The sequence below is a fragment of the Pseudomonas sp. P110(2024) genome (genome assembly GCF_057480795.1).
This window is the reverse complement of sequence record NZ_JBLIYT010000008.1, coordinates 240,925-257,288: the sequence shown is the minus strand read 5'-3', so window position 1 is coordinate 257,288 and position 16,364 is coordinate 240,925. Positions and strand designations below refer to the sequence as shown.

Annotated in this window: 15 protein-coding genes; 4 read left to right on the top strand and 11 right to left on the bottom strand. The window is 65.6% G+C overall.

Features of this window, described 5'->3' with window-relative positions; all coding sequences use genetic code 11:
* Positions 1 to 38: 38 nt before the first annotated feature.
* Both AC25ND_RS15030 and AC25ND_RS15025 read right to left on the bottom strand, forming a co-directional pair.
* Positions 39 to 197 carry a YqaE/Pmp3 family membrane protein gene (locus tag AC25ND_RS15030; protein ID WP_009681539.1) on the bottom strand — a complete coding sequence of 53 codons (159 nt, stop codon included), beginning with the start codon at positions 195 to 197 and terminating at the stop codon, positions 39 to 41.
* Between the two features lie 157 nt (positions 198 to 354).
* The gene (locus AC25ND_RS15025) at positions 355 to 1,632 is read right to left on the bottom strand and encodes an aspartate aminotransferase family protein (protein ID WP_213882747.1); all 1,278 of its coding nucleotides are present in this window, start codon (positions 1,630 to 1,632) and stop codon (positions 355 to 357) included.
* 208 nt (positions 1,633 to 1,840) lie between these two features.
* Here AC25ND_RS15025 and AC25ND_RS15020 point away from each other — a divergent pair, with 208 nt between their 5' ends.
* Positions 1,841 to 2,764 carry a LysR family transcriptional regulator gene (locus AC25ND_RS15020; protein ID WP_062362936.1) on the top strand — a complete coding sequence of 308 codons (924 nt, stop codon included), beginning with the start codon at positions 1,841 to 1,843 and terminating at the stop codon, positions 2,762 to 2,764.
* Between the two features lie 385 nt (positions 2,765 to 3,149).
* Here the strand turns inward: AC25ND_RS15020 and AC25ND_RS15015 are convergent, their stop codons facing one another.
* The 9 genes from AC25ND_RS15015 to bioB all read right to left on the bottom strand — a co-directional run bounded on the left by AC25ND_RS15015 (position 3,150) and on the right by bioB (position 13,644).
* Positions 3,150 to 4,928: an acyl-CoA dehydrogenase C-terminal domain-containing protein gene (locus AC25ND_RS15015; protein WP_062362933.1), complete on the bottom strand. Its 1,779-nt coding sequence runs from the start codon at positions 4,926 to 4,928 to the stop codon at positions 3,150 to 3,152.
* A gap of 135 nt (positions 4,929 to 5,063) precedes the next feature.
* Positions 5,064 to 6,347, bottom strand: a complete 1,284-nt coding sequence (locus tag AC25ND_RS15010; protein WP_028689063.1) for a GGDEF domain-containing protein — start codon at positions 6,345 to 6,347, stop codon at positions 5,064 to 5,066.
* Positions 6,348 to 6,725: 378 nt separating this feature from the next.
* A complete protein-coding gene (locus tag AC25ND_RS15005; protein WP_028689064.1) occupies positions 6,726 to 8,531 on the bottom strand; it encodes a phenylacyl-CoA dehydrogenase in 1,806 nt (601 codons plus the stop codon).
* A 250-nt stretch (positions 8,532 to 8,781) separates the two neighbouring features.
* On the bottom strand, positions 8,782 to 9,078 hold the full coding sequence (locus AC25ND_RS15000; RefSeq protein WP_028689065.1) for a hypothetical protein: 297 nt from the start codon (positions 9,076 to 9,078) through the stop codon (positions 8,782 to 8,784).
* Positions 9,079 to 9,187: 109 nt separating this feature from the next.
* Positions 9,188 to 9,868: a dethiobiotin synthase gene (gene bioD, locus AC25ND_RS14995; RefSeq protein ID WP_028689066.1), complete on the bottom strand. Its 681-nt coding sequence runs from the start codon at positions 9,866 to 9,868 to the stop codon at positions 9,188 to 9,190.
* Between the two features lies 1 nt (position 9,869).
* Entirely contained in the window at positions 9,870 to 10,694 is an 825-nt protein-coding gene (bioC, locus tag AC25ND_RS14990) for a malonyl-ACP O-methyltransferase BioC (protein ID WP_486976413.1), read from the bottom strand.
* Entirely contained in the window at positions 10,687 to 11,418 is a 732-nt protein-coding gene (locus tag AC25ND_RS14985; RefSeq protein WP_028689068.1) for an alpha/beta fold hydrolase, read from the bottom strand. The genes bioC and AC25ND_RS14985 overlap by 8 nt, the downstream gene beginning before the upstream one ends.
* Positions 11,411 to 12,583 carry an 8-amino-7-oxononanoate synthase gene (bioF, locus tag AC25ND_RS14980; protein WP_463401909.1) on the bottom strand — a complete coding sequence of 391 codons (1,173 nt, stop codon included), beginning with the start codon at positions 12,581 to 12,583 and terminating at the stop codon, positions 11,411 to 11,413. The genes AC25ND_RS14985 and bioF overlap by 8 nt, the downstream gene beginning before the upstream one ends.
* 2 nt (positions 12,584 to 12,585) lie before the next feature.
* Complete coding sequence (bioB, locus tag AC25ND_RS14975; RefSeq protein ID WP_028689070.1) at positions 12,586 to 13,644, bottom strand: biotin synthase BioB; 1,059 nt, start codon at positions 13,642 to 13,644, stop codon at positions 12,586 to 12,588.
* A 90-nt stretch (positions 13,645 to 13,734) separates the two neighbouring features.
* Between bioB and AC25ND_RS14970 the strand changes: the two genes are divergently transcribed.
* The 3 genes from AC25ND_RS14970 (at position 13,735) to AC25ND_RS14960 (ending at position 16,349) form a co-directional block, all read left to right on the top strand.
* Complete coding sequence (locus AC25ND_RS14970) at positions 13,735 to 14,472, top strand: ComFC family protein (protein ID WP_028689071.1); 738 nt, start codon at positions 13,735 to 13,737, stop codon at positions 14,470 to 14,472.
* Positions 14,473 to 14,529: 57 nt separating this feature from the next.
* Positions 14,530 to 15,294, top strand: a complete 765-nt coding sequence (locus tag AC25ND_RS14965; protein WP_062362918.1) for a TOBE domain-containing protein — start codon at positions 14,530 to 14,532, stop codon at positions 15,292 to 15,294.
* Between the two features lie 80 nt (positions 15,295 to 15,374).
* A complete protein-coding gene (locus AC25ND_RS14960; RefSeq protein WP_028689073.1) occupies positions 15,375 to 16,349 on the top strand; it encodes a serine/threonine protein kinase in 975 nt (324 codons plus the stop codon).
* Positions 16,350 to 16,364: the final 15 nt, after the last annotated feature.

The window sequence follows — 16,364 nt, the reverse complement described above, 5'->3', positions numbered from 1 at the left end:
AACGGCGTGGGAGCGGGCTTGCAGAGCGGTCTTTGATCTCAGCGCTTGGCGATGATGTACACCGCATGCACGATCCCGGGGATATAGCCCAGCAAGGTCAGCAGGATATTCAGCCAGAACGCCCCGCCGAACCCCACCTGGAGGAACACGCCCAGCGGCGGCAGGATGATGGCGATGATGATGCGGATGAAGTCCATGTGCTGCGCTCCTTGAGGGTGTATCAACACAGACTAGCCGTGCCTCGCAGAGGTTCCACCAAGCAAAAAAAACGCCCCGGGCCATGTATTTCAGGCCAGGGGCGATGCGCAGGAACGCCAGACGGTTCGTTGAAATTCTGTATGCCGGAGCAATCGGTCAGGCCGGCACTTCGCGGCGGTTGTGCTGCTGGGCATGCAGGCGGGCGAACGCCCGGGCCAGGCGCAGGAGCATCTCGTCGATATTGCCCTTGCTCACGGTCAGCGCCGGCGAGAACCGCACCACGTCGGCCTGCGGCGCATTGAGCAGCAAGCCCTCCTGCAGCGCGGCCTCGACCAGCTGCGCCGCGCTGTCTTCACGCAGTTGCAGACCCCACATCAGCCCCTGGCCACGCACCTCGCCCTGGCCGTAGCGACCCGCCAGGCGGCTCAGGCCATCGCGCAGGTGCCGGCCACTGTCCAGCACCTGCTCGAAGAAGCCCGCCTCCAGCACGGTCTGCAACACGGCCAACCCGGCGGCGCTCATCAGCGCGTTGCCATGGTGGCTGCCCTCCAGCTCGCCCGGTTCGGCGCAGCAGGCACGGCCACGAGCCAGTAGCGCCGCCAGCGGCACGCCACCGCCCAGGCCCTTGCCGAGAGTGATGATGTCGGCACGCACTCCGTAGGATTCTTCTGCCAATAGGGTGCCGCAGCGTCCTACACCGGTCTGCACTTCATCGAGAATCAGCAGAATGCCCAGCTCACGGCATAGGCGCTCGACACCCTGGAGGTAATCACGGGTGGCCGGGATCACGCCGGCTTCGCCCTGGATCGGCTCGAGCATGATCGCCACGGTGCGCGAGTCGACCGCCGCGTGCAGCGCCGCCAAGTCGTTGAACGGCACCTTGCTGAAGCCCGGCAAGCCGGGCTCGCAGCGGTTGCACGGCAGCGGATCGGAAGCCGACAACGCCCCAAGGGTGCGCCCATGGCAACCCTGGCTGGCGGTGATGATGTGATAGGCGCCGTTGCGGTGTAGCTGGCCCCACTTGCGCGCCAGCTTGATCGCGCCCTCGCAGGCTTCGGCACCGCTGTTGAGCAGGTAGGCCTGGTCACTGCCAGTGCGCTGGCATAGTAGCTCGACCAGGCTCAGCAGACCGCGGCTGTGATAGCCCGTACCGGGGTTGATCAGCGCCTGGGCCTGGTTGCCCAGCGCCTTGACCAGCACGCTCGGGCTGTGCCCCAGGCTGTTGACCGCGCAACCCTGGGTGAAGTCCAGGTAGGCGTGCCCCTCGCTGTCCCACAACCAGGAACCCTGGCCACGCACGAACACCTGCGGCGCACGTTCGGTGCTGGGCATCAGCCGCTCGCGGGAGAGCTGCGCGCCGGCCGGCTCGATCACCGGAGCACGCTTGGGCTCGGCGACGGCGGGCGCCGAGCGGCGCAGGTTGAACAGGTTCATCGGGGCTCCGGCCAATCACGGGTGGGCGGTCAAGGTTCCGGTCTGGCGCCGGAATCGGATATTTTGCCTTGCCTATCAAAAGTGTTTTTCATTCGGGGTAACAATCGCCTTGAAGACCGCTGTAACCCGTTGGAATACGGCGATAGACTAGGCTTACGGCCAATTTGCGGCCATTTCGTTTTTCCAGCTTTTTCGATAAGTATCACTTATGGATTTCCGACAACTGCGTTACTTCGTCGCGGTCTACGAAGAGGGCCATGTGGGCCGCGCCGCCGAACGTCTGTCACTGTCGCAGCCGGCACTGTCGCAGCAGATCCGCCAGCTGGAACATAGCCTCGACCTGAGCCTGTTCGAACGCAGCAACAAGCGCCTGCTGCCCACGCTGGCCGCCCACACCCTGTACAACCACGCCGTGCCCCTGCTCGACGGTCTGCAACGGGCCCACGAAGCCATGGGCAACTTCAAGGGCCAGTCGCTGCGCACCCTGGCCATCGGCGTGCTGCAGACCGTGCGGCCAAGCCTGGTGCCACAGTTGCTGGAAAGGGTGCGCAAGGCCCAGCCGCATCTGGTGGTGCAGATCTATGAACTGTCAGGGTCGGAGATCGAGCGGCGCCTGCTCAATGGCAGCCTGGACATCGGCATCAGCTACCTGCCGCCACGCCAGCCGGGGCTGCATGGTTTACTGCTGTACGAGGATGAGCTGCAGCTGGTGATCCCCAGGACCCACCCGCTGAAAGACTTCAAGAAGGTCTCTATCCGCCAGGCGGCGGAGCTGCCGATGCTGATGCTCGGCGAGGAGTTCCAGATCCGCCAGATCTGGAAGGCGCAGCTGGCCAGTCAGGGTCGCAGGCCCCAGGTGCAGGCCGAGATGAACAACATGGCGGGGATCCTCGACAGCCTGGCGCACACGGCGCTGGCGACCATCCTGCCGGGCCGGGCCAAGGATGCCGCGCAGGACGATCAGGAACTGCTGTGGAAGCCCCTGAGCGAGCCGCGGGTGCCGCTCAAGGTCGGCCTGGTGTTCCGCGATGCCCAGCGCCAGCAGGCTTCGGTGGAGCTGCTGCGGACCTTGCTGGAAGAGGAAGCCGACCCACGTCAGCTGGGTGCCTCGCCATTGGATGTGCTCGGCTGAAAAATACGCGCACAAAGAAAACCCCGCCTAAGCGGGGTTTTCCAGACTGTTTCCCTTCGACATCCCTATCAACCCGCCGTCCTGGCAGGAAATCCTTCGTGTCCCTGTTCTATCTTTTCGCGCTTCCTGCGCTACTTCCGTGTAAGGCGTCCTGCTCTGTCCATTGCGCGTCCTGCGCTACGTCCATGTAAGAAAGAGTAACCGTGGATCCAATCTTAGGAAAGAGGCGAAACGTCACTACGTCGTGTAAGCCAAAGCTTACAAAAGCAGTCCTTGCACAAACACACCACCCTGACAATGCAAAAGGCCGCCCCTGCAGAAGGATTGCATCCCCCTGCAAGAGCGGCCTTGAGCCGCAACGGACTGCCATGCAGCCCAGCAATGGTTAGAACTGCGCGGCGTCCAGCAGATAGAGCGACTCGCTCCCCGCCTTCACCGATGCCACCAGCGAGTGAACCCGTGGCAGCAGGCGTGCGAAGTAGAACCGCGCCGTGCCCAACTTGGCACCGTAGAAGTCGGCATCCCCGTCACCGGCCTTGGCCGCCCGCGCCATCAATGCCCACATGTAGGCGTAGGCGACGTAGCCGAACGCGTGCAGGTACTCGACCGAGGCCGCGCCGATTTCGTTGGGGTTGCCCTTGGCCTGGTCCAGCACCCAGGCAGTCAGCTCATCGAGCTGATCAAGGGATGCCGCCAGCGGCTTGGTGAATTCACCCAGCTCGCCGCCGGCGGTGGCGATGAACTGGCGGATCTCGTCGGCGAACAGCGTGTAGTAGGCGCCGCCGCTGGCCACCACCTTGCGGCCGACCAGGTCCAGCGCCTGGATACCGTTGGTGCCTTCGTAGATCTGGGTGATGCGCACATCGCGCACCAGTTGCTCCTGGCCCCATTCGCGGATGTAGCCATGGCCGCCGAAGACCTGCTGGCCATGCACGGTGCACTCCAGGCCCAGGTCGGTGAGGAAGGCCTTGGCCACCGGGGTCAGCAGCGCCACCAGCTCCTCGCTGCGCTTGCGGACCGCGGCGTCTTCACTGTACTTGGCGCTGTCGAGCTGCATCGCCACATAGGTGGAGAACGCGCGACCGCCTTCGGTCAGCGCCTTCATGGTCAGCAGCATGCGGCGCACGTCCGGGTGGACGATGATCGGGTCGGCCACCTTGTCCTTGGCCTGTGGCCCGGTCGGAGCACGGCTCTGCAGACGGTCGCGGGCGTACTCCACGGCGTTCTGGTAGGAGCGCTCGGCCGAAGCCAGGCCCTGGATACCGACCCCCAGGCGCTCGTAATTCATCATGGTGAACATGGCCGCCAGGCCCTTGTTCGGCTCACCGACGATGTAGCCGACCGCCTCGTCGAAGTTCATCACGCAGGTGGCCGAGCCCTGGATGCCCATCTTGTGCTCGATCGAGCCGCAAGTGGCCGGGTTGCGCGCGCCGAGGCTGCCATCCTCATTGACCAGGAACTTGGGCACCAGGAACAGCGAGATGCCCTTCGGACCTGCCGGGGCGTCCGGCAGCTTGGCCAGCACCAGGTGGATGATGTTCTCGGTGAGGTCGTGCTCGCCGCCGGTGATGAAGATCTTCGTGCCGCTGATCTTGTAGCTGCCGTCGGCCTGAGGCTCGGCCTTGGTGCGGATGATGCCCAGGTCGGTACCGGCGTGGGGCTCGGTGAGGCACATGGAACCGGCCCAGACGCCGGCGTACATGTTCGGCAGGTACTTTTCCTTGAGCGCTTCACTGGCGTGGGCGTTGATCGACAGGCAGGCGCCGGCGGTCAGCATCGGGTACAGGCCGAAGGCCAGGCTCGAGGCGTTGACCATCTCCTCGACCTGCGCCGAGACGACCTTGGGCATGCCCATGCCACCGAAGAGCGGATCACCGCCAACGCCGACCCAACCCCCTTCGGCATAAGTCTGGTAGGCCTCGATGAAGCCCGCCGGGGTACGCACCGAACCGTTGTCCCAGTGGCAACCCTCTTCGTCGGCGGCGCGGCTCAGCGGCGCGATTGTCTTGCCGGTGACCTTGCCGGCCTCCTCCAGCACGGCCATGGCCGTGTCCGCATCGACCGCCTCGGCCAGGCCGGGCAGTTGCGACCAGAGCGTGGCCACGTCGAAGACTTCATTGAGGACGAAGCGCATATCGCGCAGGGGCGCTTTATATTCAGCCATGACAACCTCTCGCTATCGGAGTCGGGGCGGCCCGTCGGGGCCGCGGCACTGGGATGACCGCAGTGTAACCGAACAACTTTTACGAGACATAGGGTCATCATACGACCGAATAGTCTTACATAGTCACACAACAACTCACGCCATGCGCACGGCGCCGCGCCTCGATTGCTGGCCGAAGGTCATGACGCAGTTACGCCCCGCGCCCTTGGCGCTGTACAACGCCTGGTCGGCAGACTTGAGCACTTCGTCGGGATTGCGGTGCTCGACCTGGCGCTCGGCGACGCCGATGCTGATGGTCACCGACACCGTGGTGTTGGCCCCTGCGCCACGGCGCTGGCGCCCGGTGGAATCATCCTGCGGCCGGCTGTTCTGGTCGCGCAGCTGGATGGCGTAGTTGGCGATCATCTCGCGCACCGCCTCCAGGTGCGGCAGGCACTCTTCGGCGGTCTTGCCGGCGAACACCAGGGCGAACTCCTCGCCGCCGTAACGGTAGGCGCGCCCGCCGCCGGTCACCTTGGAAAGGCGGCTGGCGACCAGGCGCAATACCTGGTCACCGACGTCGTGGCCGTGGGTGTCGTTGAATTTCTTGAAGTGGTCGACGTCGGTCATGGCGATCACATAGTTGCGCCCCAGGCGCTGCATGCGCTCGTTGAGGGCCCGCCGCCCGGGCAGGCCGGTCAGCTCGTCGCGGAAGGCCATCTGGTAGGCCTCGTGGGACACCGCAGCGGCGATCATCAGCATCACCTGGCTGCACATGATGTTCAGGGTGAACGGCAGGATGAAGGTCTTGGGCAGCATCCAGAAGATGCCGATCAGGCCGATGATCTGCGCGGCATGCAACGGCCTTGGCTCGCGCAGGTACTGCACCACCAGCAGGATGAACACCGCCAGGAACAAGGGGTAGGCCAGCTGGATCAGGCTCATCCACTGGCCATGCAGCGCGGGCCAGCGGATCTCGGCCAGCCAGCCCAGCAGCGCCTCGGGAAAACTCTGCTCCAGCGCCACCGCCACGCTGCTCACGGCGAACAGCACGGCGAAGCGCGCCAGCAGGTCCTGGGCCAGGTGGGTACGCTCCTGCCACGCCCCGTACAGGCCGAACAGCGCCGGCAGCAGCAGGCACACCAGGTGGAAGATCACCGCCGCATCTTCGCGGACCCGGCCGTTGTCGCGGTAGAAATCGGTCTGGGTATCGAGCAGGAAATAGGCGATATACACCGTGACCATCAGGAACAGCTCACGCTGGCGGCGGTACACGGCGCAGTAGGCGCCACCCAGCAACAGCACCAAGGTGGGTAGAACGTTGAACAGCGATGTGAAGAAGACGCTGAGGTCCCTCACATAGGCTGCCGCAAGCCCTGCCAGCAACAGAATCAGCGAAGGCAGGAAGTGGCTCGCGCGTACAGCGGATAGACGAAACAAGGGTAATCTCCGACCCGGCAGATCAATAATGGCATTGTGCCCCTACTTCATCGGCAGTGCACATGAATAGATGAATACAGATGCCCGCTTTAACGGCAGATCAGGGGCCAAGCTTGAGACTTTCTCGTTACGGGATGCGACACCCGGTAGGATTTTTCCTGTTTACGCGTTCCCTGTGGGAGCGGCCTTGCGTCGCGAAAGGGCTGCAAAGCAGCCCCGGCGATCTTTGCATCAACGCTGGAATCCTGGGGCTGCTCTGCAGCCCTTTCGCGACGCAAGGCCGCTCCCACAGACGACCGCGTAAGTCGCAGCTGAAATCCAGGCGAAAAAAAACCGCCTGCCGGTAAGGGCAGGCGGTTTTTCGTACAACCAACTGGCTTAGATGGACAGACCGAAGTCTTCTTCCTTCATCGCCATCAGGTTGTCGGCGCCGGAGAGAATCGCCGCGACGTGGCTGCGGGTACGCGGCAGGATGCGCTGGAAGTAGAAGCGCGCAGTCTGCAGCTTGGCGGTGTAGAACGCCTCTTCGCTGGTGCCGGCCGCCAGTTTCTCGGCAGCCAGGCGGGCGATGTCGGCCCAGAAGTAGGCCAGGCACGCGTAGCCGGAATACATCAGGTAGTCCACCGAAGCGGCACCCACTTCCTCGCGGTCCTTCATCGCGGCCATGCCGATCTTCATGGTCAGCTCGCCCCACTCCTTGTTGATCGCAGCCAGCGGCTCGACGAACTCCTTGGTGGCTGCATTGCCTTCCTGACCCTGGCAGAACTTGTGGACGATCTTGGTGAAGCCCTTGAGTGCCTCGCCCTGGGTCATCAGCACTTTACGGCCGAGCAGGTCGAGGGCCTGGATGCCGGTGGTGCCTTCGTACAGCATGGAGATACGGCTATCGCGCACGTTCTGCTCCATGCCCCACTCGGCGATGAAGCCGTGGCCGCCGTAGATCTGTACGCCGTGGTTGGCGGCCTCGAAGCCGACTTCGGTCATGAATGCCTTGGCAATCGGGGTCAGGAAGGCCAGCAGGGCGTCGGCCTTCTTGCGCTCTTCCTCGTCCTGGCTGTACTTGACGATGTCCACCTGCTTGGCGGTGAAGTACACCATCGCGCGGTTGCCTTCGGCAAAGGCCTTCATGGTCAGCAGCATGCGACGCACGTCCGGGTGGACGATGATCGGGTCAGCGGCCTTGTCCGGCGCTTTCGGGCCGGTCAGCGAGCGCATCTGCAGGCGGTCACGGGCGTACTTCAGGCCACCCTGGAACGCCACCTCGGCGTGGGCCAGGCCTTGCAGCGCGGTACCCAGGCGAGCGGTGTTCATGAAGGTGAACATGCAGTTCAGGCCTTTGTTGGCCGGGCCGATCAGGTAGCCGGTAGCGCCGTCGAAGTTCATCACGCAGGTGGCGTTGCCGTGGATGCCCATCTTGTGCTCGAGGGAGCCGCAGCTCACGCCGTTGCGCTCGCCCGCACCGCCTTCGGCGTTGGGCAGGAACTTCGGCACGATGAACAGCGAGATGCCCTTGGTGCCAGCCGGGGCGTCGGGCAGGCGGGCCAGGACGATGTGGACGATGTTGTCGGCCATGTCGTGCTCACCGGCCGAGATGAAGATCTTGGTGCCGGAAACCTTGTAACTGCCGTCGGCCTGAGGTTCGGCCTTGGTGCGCAGCATCCCCAGGTCGGTGCCGCAGTGCGGCTCGGTCAGGCACATGGTGCCGGTCCACTCGCCGGACACCAGCTTGGTCAGGTAGGTGTGCTGCTGCTCGGGGGTGCCGTGGGCGGAGATGGTGTTCATCGCGCCATGGGACAGGCCCGGGTACATGCCCCACGACCAGTTCGACTCACCGACCATTTCGCTCAGGGCCAAGCCCAGCGACTCGGGCAGGCCCTGGCCGCCGTGCTCGACATCGTGGGCCAGGCTCGGCCAGCCGCCCTCGACGAACTGCTGGTAGGCTTCCTTGAAGCCGGTCGGGGTCTTCACGCCCGACTCGCTCCAGGTGCAGCCCTCGAGGTCGCCGACGCGGTTCAGCGGGGCCAGCACCTCTTCACAGAACTTCGCGCCTTCCTCCAGGATCGCGTCGACCATGTCAGGCGTGGCGTCCTGGCAGCCCGGCAGGCTCTGATAGTGCGCCTCATAGCCGAGCAGCTCGTCGCGGACGAAGCGGATATCACGCAAGGGGGCTTTGTAATCAGGCATTGCGATGAACCTCTGTGATGAGTTCGGTGGGGAGACCGCGGATACCGACCAGCTCTTGGCGGCTTTCGGTCAAACAGTTGTTTGAAACTTACGTTTAGGTGGCCTCGCTGTCAAGGTGGGCTAGCGACGGCATTTGTGCCGCCGAATATGCCATTTACGCCAACCGCCCTCAAACGCATCGCGGGGCAAGCCCGCTCCCACGGATGGAAGCGGGCTTGCCCCGCGATGTAAGCAAAAGTAATTCAGCGGGTCAGACGTAGGTGTCGATGAACCGACCGAGCATTTCATCGGAAGCCTTGGCGACTTTGGCACCGAGTTCGACTTCGTGCTTGCCCAAGGCCAGTTGCACGGTGCTGGTGGCCAGATCCAGCTGCTGGCTGCGGTCGACACCGCGCAGGCGCTCGGCCTGGTATTCGGTGGACTGCCCGCTGGCGCCACGCTCGACAGCGCCGCTGGCGATCTGCTGGGCAGCCTGGTCGACACGGTTCTGGCCGTTCTGGATGGCACCCAGGCCCGCGTAGAAGGCGGAGCTCGCATTGATTTCCATGTCAGGACTCCATGACGCTGGATGAGGAACAGGCCTTATTAAAGCAGCACAGCGGGAAAAAGGCCCGTTTAAATCCCTAATAGCCTAGTGCCAGCTAATAGGCAAAGGCCTAATCCAGCAGGTCCAGCTGCAAATGCGCAGCCACCGCGTCCGCACCAGCCTGCTTCAACCAGGGCACCCGCCCCAGGCAGGGCGCGGGCAGGCGCTCGGCCAGGCTGGATAGGTTTTCTTCCAGGCGCGATGTTCGCGGATCGACGATGTTCGCCACCCATCCCGCCAGTTGCAGGCCGTCCCGGGCAATGGCCTCGGCACTGAGCAAGGCGTGATTGATGCACCCAAGTCGTACCCCCACCACCAGGATCACCGGCAGCTTCAGGGCGATGGCCAGGTCCGACAGGTTGGCATGGTCGGACAGCGGCACGCGCCAGCCACCGGCGCCTTCGATCAAGGTGAAATCGGCGTGCTGCGCCAGTACCTGCTGCATGGCATCGCGCAACGCCGGCACGCTCAGCGCCACTCCGGCCTCGCGGGCTGCCACATGCGGAGCGATGGCCGGTTCGAAGGCGAAGGGATTGACCGCTTCATAGGGCAGTTTGACCGAACTTTCGTCGATCAGCGCCAGGGCGTCGCTGTTACGCAGCCCCTTGGCCGTCACCACGCACCCGGACGCCACCGGCTTGGCCGCCAGGGTGCTCAATCCCAGTTGCCGCGCCGCATGCAGCAAACCTGCGGCGATGGTGGTCTTGCCGACATCGGTGTCGGTGCCGGCAATGAAATAGGCCTGGCTCATGTCACAGCTCTCCGTCCGACGGCTTGCGCAAGACGCCGTAGACCACTTGGTAGGTGGCCGGCAGGCCTTGCACCTGGCGGTACTGTTCGTAGGCCTGCAACAGGCCCTGCATCCGCGCCCGACCGGTGAGCCCCGACGGACGCCCTGGGTTGAGGTTGTGCGCACCCAGCGCCTTGAGCTCATGGGTCAGGCTGCGCACATCGGGATAATGCAGCACGTGGGGACGCCGCTCCAGGTCGATCAGCTCCAGTCCGCTGTCACCGCACAGACGCTGGTAATCCTCGAAACGCCGGAAGCGATTGACGTGCACCATGCCATCCACGGCCTGCCAGCTGGCGCGCAATTCATCCAGCGTGCCCACGCACAGGCTGCTGAAGGCCAGCACGCCGCCGGGGCGCAGCACCCGCCTCGCCTCGCCCAGCACGCTGGCGAACTGACCGCACCACTGCACCGCCAGGCTGCTGAACAAAAGGTCAACGCAACCATCGCGCAACGGCAGGTGCTCGGCGTCCCCCGCCACATGATGCCGGGCGCCGCCCTGCTCGCGGGCATGGCGCAGCATGCCTTCGGCGATATCCACCGCCACGCCACTCGATTGCGCGAAGCGCTCGGCCAGCCCCCGGCTGAAGTGGCCGGTGCCGCTGCCCATGTCCAACCAGCGCGCAGGCGCAAGGTTGCTGGGCAGCTTTTCCAGCAGTGCCATGCCCACCGCGCGCTGCAAGGCCGCGACGCTGTCGTAGCTGGCCGCGGCGCGGGAAAACGAAGCCGCCACCTGACGCTTGTCCGGCAGGGTACCGGGCAGGGTGGGCTGGGAAAGGTCAGTCATCGCCACTCTCATGCAGGAAACTCTTGATGCCCGCCGCCAGCTCCTGGGGATACTCCAGCAGGAAAGCGTGGGAACTGTCTTCGACCAGGCCGACTTCCACGTCGGGCAGCAGGTCGCTCAGGGCCTTGGCCGCTTCCACCGGCACCAGCGCGTCACTGCCAGCGAACAGGTGCAGCTGCGGGCCGCCGTATTGCTCCAGGGCGGTGCGGGTATCGAGGCTGGCCAGCACTTCCAGGCCGGTTGCCAGGTACAGCGGATCGGTGTCGGGCACGCCCACGCCCAGCTGCCGCAGCAGGGTGCGCGGTTGCTGCGCGCCCTCGCTGCACAGGGTGCGGAAGCGCTTGAGGGTGACATGGGTATGGCTGCGGCAGCCGTCGAGGAAGGTGCCGAAAGTGTCGGCGGGCATGCCGTGCGGCCAGTCCGGCCGGGCCACGAAGCTGGGGTTGCTGGCCAGGGTGAGCAAGCCGCAGCAGTGGTCGCCCCGTTTGTGCGCCAGGGCGCTGGCGAGCATGCCACCCAGCGACCAGCCGCCCAGCCAGACGTCGGTCGGCAGCCTGCGGTCCAGATGGTCGACCCAGGCCTGGACATCGCTGTGAGCCAGTTCCGGCAGCGCCATCAACTCGACCTGCAGGCGTGGATCCTGGGCGCGCAGGCTGGCGGCCAGCGGCTCCAGTGAAGCGGTGCCCAGGCCCCAGCCGGGCAGGAGGATCAGTCGGTTACGCATCGGCGGACTCCAGTTGTGGATAACACTCGGCCAATGCATTCAACAATAGCTGCACCTGCGCCTCACTGTGGGCGGCGCTCAGGGTCACCCGCAGGCGGGCACTGCCGGCGGGCACGGTGGGCGGGCGAATCGCCGTGACCAGCAACCCGCGCTCGCGCAGCAGGTGGGACAATGCCAGCGCCCTCCCCGCATCGCCGATCAGGATCGGCTGGATTGCGGTGTGGCTGTCCATCAGGGTCAGGCCGATCTGCTCGGCACCCGTGCGGAACTGCCGGATCAGCGCCGCCAGGTGCTCGCGCCGCCAGTGTTCGCGGCGCAGCAAGTCCAGGGCCTTGAGCGTGGCGCAGGCCAGCGCCGGTGGCTGGCTGGTGGTGTAGATGTAGGGCCGGGCGAACTGCACCAGCGCCTCGATCAGCTCCTCGCTGCCGGCGACAAAAGCACCGGAAGTACCACAGGCCTTACCCAGCGTGCCGATCAACACCGGCACGTCCTCGACGCCGAGGCCGCAATGCTCGACCAGGCCACCACCCTTGGCGCCAAGGGTCCCCAGGCCATGGGCATCGTCGACCATCAACCAGGCGCCACGCTCGCGGGCCACCTTGGCCAGGGCCTGCAGGTCGGCGCAATCGCCGTCCATGCTGAACACACCGTCGGTGACCACCAGGGTATTGCCGGTCGCTTTGTCCAGGCGGCTGGCCAGGCTGGCCGGGTCGTTGTGTAGATAGCGGCTGAAGCGGGCGCCGCTGAGCAGCCCGCCGTCGAGCAGGGAGGCGTGGTTGAGGCGGTCCTGCAGCACCGTGTCGCCCTGCCCGACCAGCGCGGTGATCGCGCCGAGGTTGGCCATGTAGCCGGTGGAGAACAGCAGCGCACGCGGCCGGCCCGTCAGTTCGGCCAGCGCCTCCTCCACCTCGTGGTGCGGGGTGCTGTGGCCGATCACCAGGTGCGAGGCACCGCCGCCGACACCCCAGCGATCGGCGCCGTCGCGCCAGGCCTTGATCACCTCGGGGTGATTGGCCAGGCCCAGGTAGTCGTTACTGCAGAAGGCCAGCAGCGGCTGGCCGTCGACCACCACCTGCGGCCCCTGCGGGCTTTCAAGCAGTGGTCGCTGGCGGTACAGGTCGGCGGCACGCCGTTCGGCCAGCCGCGCGGCAAGATCGAAGGCCATGCTCAGGCCGAGGCTGCGTCGTAGAACAACTCGCTGCTGCGCTGCTCGACCAGCGCCTGCTCGATGGCGGCCTGGTGCACTTCGTCGGCGTGTTCTTCACGAGCTTCCGGCTGGATACCGAGGCGGGCGAACAGCTGCATGTCCTTGTCGGCCTGCGGGTTGCCGGTGGTCAGCAGTTTCTCGCCGTAGAAGATCGAGTTGGCGCCGGCCATGAACGCCAGGGCCTGCATCTGCTCGTTCATCTGCTCGCGACCGGCCGACAGGCGCACATGGGACTTGGGCATGAGGATCCGGGCCACAGCCAGCATGCGGATGAAATCGAACGGATCGACGTCCTCTTCATCGGCCAGCGGCGTGCCGGCGACCTTGACCAGCATGTTGATTGGCACCGACTCCGGGTGCTCGGGCAGGTTGGCCAGCTGGATCAAGAGGCCTGCGCGGTCGTCCAGCGACTCGCCCATGCCGAGGATGCCGCCGGAGCAGATCTTCATGCCGGCATCGCGCACGTAGGCCAGAGTCTGCAGGCGCTCGCTGTAGGTGCGGGTGGTGATGATGCTGGCGTAGAACTCCGGCGAGGTATCGAGATTGTGGTTGTAGTAGTCAAGGCCCGCCTGGGCCAGGGCCTGGGTCTGCTCCTGGTCGAGCTTGCCGAGGGTCATGCAGGTTTCCAGGCCCATGGCCTTGACCCCTTTGACCATCTCCAGCACGTAGGGCATGTCCTTGGCCGACGGGTGCTTCCACGCCGCGCCCATGCAGAAGCGGGTCGAGCCGATGGCCTTGGCCCGGGCGGCCTCCTCCAGCACTTTCTGCACTTCCATCAGCTTCTGTTTTTCCAGCCCGGTGTTGTAGTGACCGGACTGCGGACAATATTTGCAATCTTCCGGGCAGGCGCCGGTCTTGATCGACAGCAGCGTGGAAACCTGCACGCGATTGGGGTCGAAGTGCGCGCGGTGGACGGTCTGGGCCTGGAACAGCAGGTCGTTGAACGGCTGCAGGAACAGGGCCTTGACCTCGGCCAGGGACCAGTCGTGACGTGTGGTTGCAATTGCGCTGGCGCTCATTGGCGTTTCCTTATCTATGGTCTGACTGACGCCGGGACAGGAAAACCCTCCAGCGCATCACGGATAGCTCGCATAGTCACGGAAGGCTCCATGAACTGTCAACCAATCAAGAACATGCTGGTTTACATCTGTACAAATACCGATCAATTCTGTTTGCTCTGCGACGAGCCTAGCGAGCAGCTCTATCCTTTGTGCATTGCCTGCGAGCAGGCACTGCCCTGGCTGGATGAGCAGTGCCGCCGTTGCGCGCTGCCCCTGGCCATGGATGGCCTTCTCTGCGGTGGTTGCCGCCGTCGCCCACCGGCATTCAGCCGGGTAATCGCGCCCTGGCATTACGGTTTTCCCATCGACACCCTAGTCAGCCGTTTCAAGCACAGCAGCCAGTGGCCGCTGGGGCGGCTGTTGGCACAATTGCTCGGCCACAGCCTGACGCACCGCTACAACGAAGGCCTGCCACGGCCGGACCGTCTGTTGCCCGTGCCGCTGGCCAAGCGTCGACTGCGCCAGCGCGGCTTCAACCAGGCGGCGATGCTCGCCCGCTGGCTCGCCGGGCAACTGCGCCTGCCCTGTGACGAGCGCCTGCTCCAGCGTGTGCGCGATACCCCGGCGCAGCAGGCCCTTGGCGCCCGGGCCCGGCACCGCAACCTGCGCCAGGCCTTTGCCCTTGCTCCCGGCTGCGAGCTCGACGGCCTGCACCTGGCACTGGTCGATGACGTACTGACCACCGGGGCGACCGCACAGGCCATCGCCCGCCTGCTGCGCCAGGCCGGCGCCCGGCGGGTCGACATCTACTGCCTGGCGCGCACGCCCAGGCCGGGCCAGGCTTGACTTGCCCCGGTGACGGCGGCAACGTCGCGGGACCTACACCACACCCGATGCCCGCCCATGTCCCTGCCTGCCCTGCTCACCCAGCACATCGTCCGCCGCCCACAGCGCATCGCCCTGTTGCAGCATGTCGCCGAACAAGGCTCGATCACCCGCGCCGCCAAGGCTGCGGGCATCAGCTACAAGGCCGCCTGGGACGCCATCGACGAACTCAACAACCTGGCGGCGCAGCCCCTGGTGGAGCGCAGCACCGGCGGCCGCGGCGGCGGTGGCGCACGGCTGTCCGCAGAAGGCGAGCGGGTGCTGTGCCTGTACCAGCGCCTGCAGGCCCTGCAGGCGGAGATTCTCGAGTCCGCCGAGGACAGCAGCGACCTCGACCTGCTCGGCCGCCTGATGCTTCGTACCAGTGCGCGCAACCAGCTGCAGGGGCGGATCAGCGGGCTGCGCCGCGAAGGCCGGCATGATCGCATCAGCCTGGACCTGGGCGGCGGGCTGGAGATCGAGGCCTTGATCACCCGGGGCAGCACCGAGCGGCTGGAGCTGGCGTTGGGGGGGACGGTGGTGGCGCTGCTCAAGGCCGGCTGGGTACGGTTGCTGGACGCGGCTGAGACGCCGGAGCCAGGGAGCAACTGCCTGAAGGCCAAGGTCGAGGAGGTACTCATCGAAGAGGATGGGCCGGGTGAAGTGCGCCTGGCGCTGGGCAATGGCCAGACCTTGTGCGCCATCGCCGAGGCAGCCTGGCTGGCGCAACGGCAGGTCCAGCCAGGAAGCGCCCTGCGGGTACAGTTTCATCCGTCGTTCGTGTTGCTGGGAGTGCCGGTCTAACCTGGCCGCGAAGCCCAGGCCGGCTTGGCCCGGGGTTTGGGGTAACATGCAGGCCGCAGTCCCCGCGACCGGAGCCTTTCATGTCCCATCCCTTCGACACCCTCACCCCCGACCTCGTACTGGACGCCGTGGAAAGCCTCGGCTTTCTCAGCGACGCACGGGTGCTGGCGCTCAACAGCTACGAGAATCGCGTCTACCAGGTGGGCATCGAGGACGCGCAGCCGCTGATCGCCAAGTTCTATCGCCCTGGGCGCTGGAGCGACGCGGCGATCCTCGAGGAACACGCCTTCACCCGTGAGCTGGCCGAGTGCGAAGTGCCGGTGGTGGCGCCGTTGCTGCACGATGGGCGCTCCCTGTTCGAACACCAGGGATTCCGCTTTACCCTATTCCCACGCCGTGGCGGCCATGCCCCGGAGCCGGGCAACCTCGACCAGCTCTATCGCCTCGGGCAGTTGCTCGGGCGCCTGCACGCGGTAGGCGCGAGCAAACCCTTCGAGCACCGCGAAGCGCTGGCTGTGGACAACTTTGGCCACGCCTCGCTCAAGACCCTGCTCGACGGCGAGTTCGTGCCCCGCGAGCTGCTGCCGGCTTATGAATCGGTGGCCCGCGACCTGCTCAAGCGGGTCGAGGACATCTACGCCCGCACCTCGTACCAGACAATCCGCCTGCACGGCGACCTGCACCCCGGCAACCTGATGCACCGTGACGACGTCTACCACGTGGTCGACCTCGACGACTGCCGCATGGGCCCGGCCGTCCAGGACCTGTGGATGATGCTCGCCGGCAGCCGCGAAGAGCGGCTCGGCCAGCTGGCCGAACTGATCGACGGCTACAACGAATTCCACGACTTCGACCCGCGTGAGCTGGCCCTGATCGAACCGCTGCGCGCCCTGCGCCAGTTGCACTACAGCGCCTGGCTGGCGCGGCGCTGGGACGATCCGGCGTTCCCGCCGAGCTTCCCCTGGTTCGGCCAGCCGCGCTACTGGGGCGACCAGATCCTCGCCCTGCGCGAACAGATCGCCGCGCTCGATGAACAACCGTTGAAATTGTTCTAGGTCAACGCCGCGCTC

Bases quoted from the DNA above. Each gene is read 5' to 3' on its own strand.
- AC25ND_RS15030 (WP_009681539.1), bottom strand. From the start codon at position 197: ATGGACTTCATCCGCATCATCATCGCCATCATCCTGCCGCCGCTGGGC.
- AC25ND_RS15025 (WP_213882747.1), bottom strand. From the start codon at position 1,632: ATGAACCTGTTCAACCTGCGCCGCTCGGCGCCCGCCGTCGCCGAGCCC.
- AC25ND_RS15020 (WP_062362936.1), top strand. From the start codon at position 1,841: ATGGATTTCCGACAACTGCGTTACTTCGTCGCGGTCTACGAAGAGGGC.
- AC25ND_RS15015 (WP_062362933.1), bottom strand. From the start codon at position 4,928: ATGGCTGAATATAAAGCGCCCCTGCGCGATATGCGCTTCGTCCTCAAT.
- AC25ND_RS15005 (WP_028689064.1), bottom strand. From the start codon at position 8,531: ATGCCTGATTACAAAGCCCCCTTGCGTGATATCCGCTTCGTCCGCGAC.
- AC25ND_RS15000 (WP_028689065.1), bottom strand. From the start codon at position 9,078: ATGGAAATCAATGCGAGCTCCGCCTTCTACGCGGGCCTGGGTGCCATC.
- bioD (WP_028689066.1), bottom strand. From the start codon at position 9,868: ATGAGCCAGGCCTATTTCATTGCCGGCACCGACACCGATGTCGGCAAG.
- bioC (WP_486976413.1), bottom strand. From the start codon at position 10,694: ATGACTGACCTTTCCCAGCCCACCCTGCCCGGTACCCTGCCGGACAAG.
- AC25ND_RS14985 (WP_028689068.1), bottom strand. From the start codon at position 11,418: ATGCGTAACCGACTGATCCTCCTGCCCGGCTGGGGCCTGGGCACCGCT.
- bioF (WP_463401909.1), bottom strand. From the start codon at position 12,583: ATGGCCTTCGATCTTGCCGCGCGGCTGGCCGAACGGCGTGCCGCCGAC.
- bioB (WP_028689070.1), bottom strand. From the start codon at position 13,644: ATGAGCGCCAGCGCAATTGCAACCACACGTCACGACTGGTCCCTGGCC.
- AC25ND_RS14970 (WP_028689071.1), top strand. From the start codon at position 13,735: ATGAACTGTCAACCAATCAAGAACATGCTGGTTTACATCTGTACAAAT.
- AC25ND_RS14965 (WP_062362918.1), top strand. From the start codon at position 14,530: ATGTCCCTGCCTGCCCTGCTCACCCAGCACATCGTCCGCCGCCCACAG.
- AC25ND_RS14960 (WP_028689073.1), top strand. From the start codon at position 15,375: ATGTCCCATCCCTTCGACACCCTCACCCCCGACCTCGTACTGGACGCC.